Raw genomic sequence first — 6,683 nt, forward strand, 5'->3', positions numbered from 1 at the left:
GATTCCGGGGAGAACAGAGATTTTCAAAGACTCTTTGCAGATGCGACCATGTGAATAGATTTTGCCAACCTTGAAAATGACCGGGCTTAGCACAATGAAAAATGCCAAATTGTATGTAATCCCGAAAAAAAGTGCGGATGAATGGTTAAGAGCATGTTTACCAAAAGTACTGGTGAATCCATAAAGGATGGCGACGATGATCATAAGGACGGAACCTCTTTCTTTTCCGATGGCCTTAAGCGGTTCCAGAAATCCTTTGCTCATTTCTTTCAGATTCAGAGTATAACTTCCGAGAGCAATCATCAGTATGCCGATGCCACCCCAGAAAGACACCAATTCTCCCAACATGATGTAAGGTATAATGATCAGACAGACAGGTGTTAAAGACAGAAACGGCACCGTAAGGCTGAGGGGGGATATTTTAATTGCTTTCATGTAAAAGATATATGCAATTACTTCAAAAGGCAATGCGGAGAAGAACGCTTGATAAAAATCTCCATCCAGTGCCGGGATTGGAATAAAGAAGAGGCATGGCGATAGAAGCAGGACAACAACCAGTTGGCGTAACCATGCGACTGTATATTCATCATGAAGCTGTAAAGCCTTCTTTGTAAGGGCATCCGTGGTTCCACCAGTGAGGGCGGCAATCAACGCGAGCAGTATCCATACATTTTCCATGTTGAATCATTTATCTGAATTAGGTCTGATATTCAACTACTTCCTATTATCAACCAGATCGGCAGAATAAGTGTGTGGGAGAGGTCTGTCTGAATTGTGCATGAATTGTGATCAAAAAGGCATTTATGATGGGTGAATCGACTAAAAGTGATTTCATGTATTAAAAGGACAGCCGCCCTGATATATCCCTTTCATGATCACCAGAATCACACCCCACATTTATGGGTATTATTCCATTGACACACAAGACCGTTTTTCTTATACTCCCTCCACGAAAAAGGAAGTTTTTATCAAACAGCACTTGTCCCGAATTTACCGATAGTTTCAGATCAGCGGTTGCGGAATGATGGGGTTCGGACTAGTTTTGTGCATGATAAAGGTCTAATCTCATCAGGAGGTTTGTCATGAAATGGACAGGTATGTATCTTCTTGGTTATGTTATCTTGATGGGTGGCCTTCTCGCCGCGCTCTGGAAAATGGGTGTTCTGGCCAGCATCGGTGCGACATGGACCTTGATCGGAGTGGTGATCGCGATCGGTATTGGCATCATGCTCGCAGTCTCCAGTAGTGGCAGCAAAGGAAATATCAAAATCGACCGGAAGTGAGCGAAAACACAGGTTCGACGCACGGGAATCGGAGGGCTACTCCGACATCAAGCAGCTTCGGAGACTTATAGGAGACACTTCTAATTAAATATTCACGGATAATAGTAAAACCGTCCCTTTTTCCTCCATAGCAAATGTTGCTTTGCAAGATATGAGCCCTTTTCCCTGCTCGAATTAAGAAAGCGCGATGATAGATAAAAAGGAAATTAAGAAAATCGCCAAAGCTCGGCTTAAGGATGCTGAGGTGCTTGCTGCTTCTCGGAGGTATGAGGGGGCGATCTATCTTTGCGGCTATGAGGTAGAGCTTGGATTAAAGGCTCGTATCTGCAGGACACTGAAATGGCCGGGATTTCCTTCAACCAATAAAGAGTTTAAAGAGTATCTTAGCTTTAAAACTCATAATCTTGATGTGTTGTTACACCTTACAGGAATAGAGGATCGTATTAAAACAAATCTTTTTGCAGAATGGTCTGCTGTTGCAGTGTGGGATCCAGAATCAAGGTATAACCCCATAGGTAACGCATCTTCATCTGACGCACATTTAATGATTTCGTCTGCTACTTCACTGTTGGCAAAGCTATGAAAGAAACAGTAGAAATACTAAAACAACAAGAAGAAATTATGGCCAAAGAAAAAGGGCCATTTGATCTTTTTGCGCTTTTTCTTAGAGAAGATGCTCCCGGGAAGTGGGATCTTGTTGTTGCCGCCGTGTGGATTGAGAAGGACAAAGAAACGGCCCTCAAATACATCGCCAGTACATTACAAAAAACATTGTCAAAGGAACAATTGTTGAAGCTGTCACGCATAGCAATCATCGATGAAAGTAACCCGGCTTTAGAGGTATTTCAAAGAGCTATGCACGTCGAACACGGAGTAGCAGAAATCCAAGATAGCAATTTTTTTGGTCTGCAAATAAAGCATATGTATTTAATCACATCGCGAAGGCGTACGAATAGTGCACCTAACAATGCCATCGACACGGCCAGATAGAAACATCGCTCCTATATGCAGGTTATCGCCGGTGTTGCTCTCTTTCAAATCGTGATCAGTGGCACTGCACAAACCAAGCATCCTTTCTTTGTAGGCAGCATCAACAACCGCCCATCTTTGCTGACATCTTGTATTCGTTATTGAGCCCGCTCATAAAACATTTCACGGAATGATCGAAAAAAAGCAGAACTCTGACTTTAATTATGGTACAAATATTGGGGAAGGTCACAACTGTATGCCGGCAAGAAAAAGGAAAGGAAGCAGAAAATGAGGTCGACCGATAAACAGCACCGTTCTATTCTACAGAGAATCGCCCAGAGAGTGATGCTTGAGAAAAGATTGCTCCCTAACTTTTCTGGTGATGCACTCGCTGAACTTGACAAGATCCATGCTCCTGCAACAATTGACAGTGAACAGGTTCGTGACCATAGGAATCTTTTATGGGCTTCAATTGATAATGATGATTCACGTGACTTGGATCAGCTTACTGTTGCCGAGGCGATGCACGGAGATGAAGTAAAGGTTCTTGTTGCAGTGGCTGATGTCGACTCGATCGTTAAGAGCAGGTCAGCGATTGATGATCATGCACAACACAATACAACCTCTGTATATACAGCCGCTGAGATATTCCCGATGCTTCCCGAAAAACTTTCTACCGATCTCACATCATTGAATTTTAATGAGGATCGACCGGCAATTGTCATCGAAATGGTGATTGGTTTAGACGGTTCTCTGAAAGCGTCGGATATCTATAGGGCCCATGTCCGCAATCATGCAAAACTCGCGTATAATAGTGTTGCAGCGTGGCTGGAAGGGAAAGAAATTGTGTCTGAGGCTATTACTGCCGTAAATGGACTTGCCGAGAATTTGCGCATGCAGGATAGGGTGGCACAAAGCATGAAAAGTCTCCGGCACACTCACGGAGCGCTTAGTCTTGAAACTGTTGAGGTGAGACCGATATTTGAAGGCGATGAACTTCGTGACCTCGAAGTAGAAAAAAAGAACCGCGCCAAGGACATTATTGAGAATTTTATGATAGCGGCCAATGGCGTGACCGCTCGGTATCTTTCATCAAGAAAATTGCCTTCCCTTCGCCGTGTGGTTCGCACTCCGAAACGATGGGACCGAATTGTCGATCTTGCTGAGGAACGTGGGTTTAAGCTTCCTCATGATCCGGATGCAAAAGTGCTGGATGAGTTTTTGATGAAAGAGAAAGAAACCGATCCACTAAGATTTCCTGACCTCTCACTCGCAATTATCAAGCTGATGGGAGCCGGTGAATACGTTGCAGAAATTCCGGGAAATACCATCTCTCCGGGACACTTCGGTCTTGCCGTCAGAGACTACACTCATGCTACGGCCCCTAATCGTCGGTATATCGATCTTATCACACAACGCTTATTGAAGACGGCCATAGAAGAAGAAACTCTGCCATATAGCAATAATGAACTGGAAGTTCTGGCTAAACATTGCACAGAGGGAGAAGATGCTGCCAAAAGAGTGGAACGACAGGTCAGCAAATCGGCTGCAGCAATTCTTTTAGAATCAAGAATTGGTGAACGTTTCGATGCAATTGTAACCGGTGCGGCCCCTAAGGGCACGTGGGTCCGTATTCTTCATCCTCCCATTGAAGGAAAACTGGTACAGGGTTTCAATAGTGTTGATGTGGGTCACAGGATTCGAGTGCGGCTGATTCACACCGATGTTGAGCAGGGGTTCATAGATTTCAAGAGAATTGGCTGATCAATTCATCGGATGTCAGGTTTAGGAAACATCAATTTTATATGCCAAATAGTCTATTATGGATTTTTGAATATCCAATGATCCATCAGAAGTGCTGCGGTAATCCCTACCACAAAACCATTCCCGAGAACAGGCCGCAAGACTGACGGAAAGCTATAAAGGAAGTCTGCCGGCAGGAAGGCGATGATCGTGGCCAGCATTAACGGTAATCCTATGACGAGCCCGTCTTTGAACTGGAATTCCTTGATCGATTCAAAGGCCACCATCAAACCTGTCGCTATTTGCGACGAAAGGATATAGATCAGAATCGCTCCAATAACAATGGAAGGGACACTGGCAATAAAACCGATCGCTGCCGGAGAAAATGACAACAAAAGAAGCAGAATAGCGGTTGGCATCATTGTAATCCGGGATGCACAGCCGGTGGCAACGATAACACCCGGACTCAGAGAAAAATTTACCGGTCCGATCACCCCAAGAAAACCGGCCATGATATTAGACAGTCCTGTGATCAGGATACCGCGGTTAATCCGCCCGCCTGTATCCGCAGGTTTCAACAGTTCATTCATGGACTGGATTGAGCCCAGGTCGTTGACAAATAATGCCAGAAAGCAAAACAGAAATGAGATCATGACTCCCGCATTAAAAGACAGCCCTGAAGTCATGTGTTTGAAGAAACCGGATACCGGGCTGGCGTATGCGATGTGCTCTGTCCTGAAGGTCTCCGGAAATATCATGAACCATACGAGACTTCCCGCAATCATGGCCCAGATGATCAGGGTGGATTTCCAGACCCCGGTGAGAAATCTATGAGCAGCAAACATGCTGAACACCAGGACCAGAGAAAAGATGATATGAGCCAGGGGTCCCGCCTTGACTACACCGGATGTAATCAGGTTCACTATGGTCGGCGCCAGCGTAAAGGCAATCAGAATAAGGACAACGGCTACCACTCTGGGGCTAAAGAACTTCTTCAAGCGACCGAGCAGGCCAGTCACGCTGGCAATGGCAAGAATCAGCCCTCCACAGAGGATGGAGGAATAAATCGTATCGGCATGGTGTCCGGCACTAGTGATGATCCCGATAAGCAGGATTGTCGATGGACCTACAATCAGCGGCATTCGGTGTCCCAACATAAGCTGTGCCAGAAGAGCAACCGCCATGACGAACGTTAGCTTTTGTAAATAGACCATCTGGTCGCCGATGGCGGCAAAATGGAATTCTCCCGTGATTTTCCCGATGACAATAATGATCGGGATGGTTACGGCAAACCACTGAAGACCATAAAGAATGGTTTCCAAAAGGGGAGGCCGCTCATCAAGTCCGTATTTAAATTGCATTCAGGGACATCCTTTTTATAATAGTTGAACATACATGATATGATGTGGATAATCAAAGGGTTTAGGTTGTTTAATTATTTTCAAAGTATCAGATGTGTTCGTTAATATTCACTATGGTAAGAGGGGAATTCACCAAGGATGAAGGGGAAGACGATGGCAACAAAGCTACACTGGACTATGCCGAATTGGCACATTGACGATGATTTGGCAGTGGGTTTGAGGCTCTTGGAAAAGAGGGACACACAAACAAAAATAGGGGCTACCATAAATTGATAACCACTCGCGATATTATTTGGTAGTCCCACGGGGAGTTGAACCCCGGTTTCCGGCGTGAGAGTCCGAAAAATAGCGTATTCCACCTGATTTTATTGAACTTTTCGACCGTTAAAATCCGTTTAGGGACGTTAAAAGCCGTCTGGTTTATCCAAAGAAGAATGAATAGGCATTACTTGACTTTTATTGAATTATATCCCAAAATACGCACATGAAACAGTTGCGGATTTATATTGATACGTCAGTTTTCGGCGGTTGCTTTGATGAGGATTTCAAAAAGCCGTCAAAGGCTTTGTTCAGGGCGATAAAGGCCAAACAAGCCGTTCCGTTGATTTCTGATATATTGATTGCCGAACTCGCCAGAGCACCTGAAGTAGTCCGGAATTTAATGTCGGCAACGTTAAAATGGGGGAATGTGGAACGATTGGAGGCGACCAAAGAAGCGTTGGACCTTCAACAGGCGTATATAGATGCGGGGGTTGTTGTTCAAAAATATGCCGATGATGCCCTGCATGTGGCACATGCAACCATTGCACGAGCCGATGTCATCGTGTCCTGGAATTTCAAGCATCTGGTGAATCCGGCTAAAATAAGATCGTTCAATGGCATCAATATGGCGAATGGGTATGGAATGATTGTCATTCTTTCCCCGGAAGATGTTGTCATGATCATGGAGAAAGAAAATGAAAAAGATTAAAAAGGGATTGGATAGCGTATTAATGAAACGTTCGATCCAGGAACAATTGTCAAAAGAGATGAAAGGCATGTCCCCTGCCGCCCGCTTAGCCTATATCAAGCACCAAGTAGATCAAAGCCCGTTTTTCAACGTCGCCAAGGATGACAACTTCGTGAAGCCTCAGAAAATCGGGAATGATTAATTGAGAAGTTCCGTAAAGTGCCAATTTTTTCTGACAAAAGCCCCTGTCATCGTCTGATTCAGGGGCTTTTTCTTTTTGACCTCAGCCGATATTTTCAATATACTCTCCCACCGAGAGCTTGCCGACAGAAAAACCAATAATTATGCGATTAGTACGGCCGGATGTCTTTACCAGAC

At 44.7% G+C, this 6,683-nt stretch carries 8 protein-coding genes; 6 read left to right on the forward strand and 2 right to left on the reverse strand.

Features of this window, described 5'->3' with window-relative positions:
- The coding region (locus NTW12_11705; GenBank protein MCX5846999.1) for a DMT family transporter at nt 1–678 on the reverse strand (678 nt) is incomplete at its 3' end.
- A gap of 404 nt (nt 679–1,082) precedes the next feature.
- Here NTW12_11705 and NTW12_11710 point away from each other — a divergent pair.
- From NTW12_11710 to NTW12_11725, 4 genes are all read left to right on the forward strand, one after another.
- Nucleotides 1,083–1,283 carry a hypothetical protein gene (locus NTW12_11710; protein ID MCX5847000.1) on the forward strand — a complete coding sequence of 67 codons (201 nt, stop codon included), beginning with the start codon at nt 1,083–1,085 and terminating at the stop codon, nt 1,281–1,283.
- A 187-nt stretch (nt 1,284–1,470) separates the two neighbouring features.
- A complete protein-coding gene (locus NTW12_11715) occupies nt 1,471–1,866 on the forward strand; it encodes a HEPN domain-containing protein (GenBank protein ID MCX5847001.1) in 396 nt (131 codons plus the stop codon).
- Nucleotides 1,863–2,273, forward strand: coding sequence for a hypothetical protein (locus NTW12_11720; protein ID MCX5847002.1), 411 nt, complete (start codon nt 1,863–1,865; stop codon nt 2,271–2,273). Before NTW12_11715 ends, NTW12_11720 begins: the two co-directional genes overlap by 4 nt.
- A gap of 267 nt (nt 2,274–2,540) precedes the next feature.
- Entirely contained in the window at nt 2,541–4,016 is a 1,476-nt protein-coding gene (locus tag NTW12_11725) for an RNB domain-containing ribonuclease (GenBank protein ID MCX5847003.1), read from the forward strand.
- A 56-nt stretch (nt 4,017–4,072) separates the two neighbouring features.
- Here NTW12_11725 and NTW12_11730 read toward each other — a convergent pair whose 3' ends face one another.
- Nucleotides 4,073–5,356, reverse strand: coding sequence for a purine/pyrimidine permease (locus tag NTW12_11730; GenBank protein MCX5847004.1), 1,284 nt, complete (start codon nt 5,354–5,356; stop codon nt 4,073–4,075).
- Nucleotides 5,357–5,840: 484 nt separating this feature from the next.
- Between NTW12_11730 and NTW12_11735 the strand changes: the two genes are divergently transcribed.
- A complete protein-coding gene (locus tag NTW12_11735) occupies nt 5,841–6,326 on the forward strand; it encodes a hypothetical protein (GenBank protein MCX5847005.1) in 486 nt (161 codons plus the stop codon).
- Entirely contained in the window at nt 6,313–6,507 is a 195-nt protein-coding gene (locus tag NTW12_11740; protein ID MCX5847006.1) for a hypothetical protein, read from the forward strand. Before NTW12_11735 ends, NTW12_11740 begins: the two co-directional genes overlap by 14 nt.
- Nucleotides 6,508–6,683 lie beyond the last annotated feature (176 nt).

The sequence above is a fragment of the Deltaproteobacteria bacterium genome, assembly GCA_026388545.1.
In the GTDB taxonomy this organism is placed as follows: domain Bacteria; phylum Desulfobacterota; class Syntrophia; order Syntrophales; family UBA2185; genus JAPLJS01.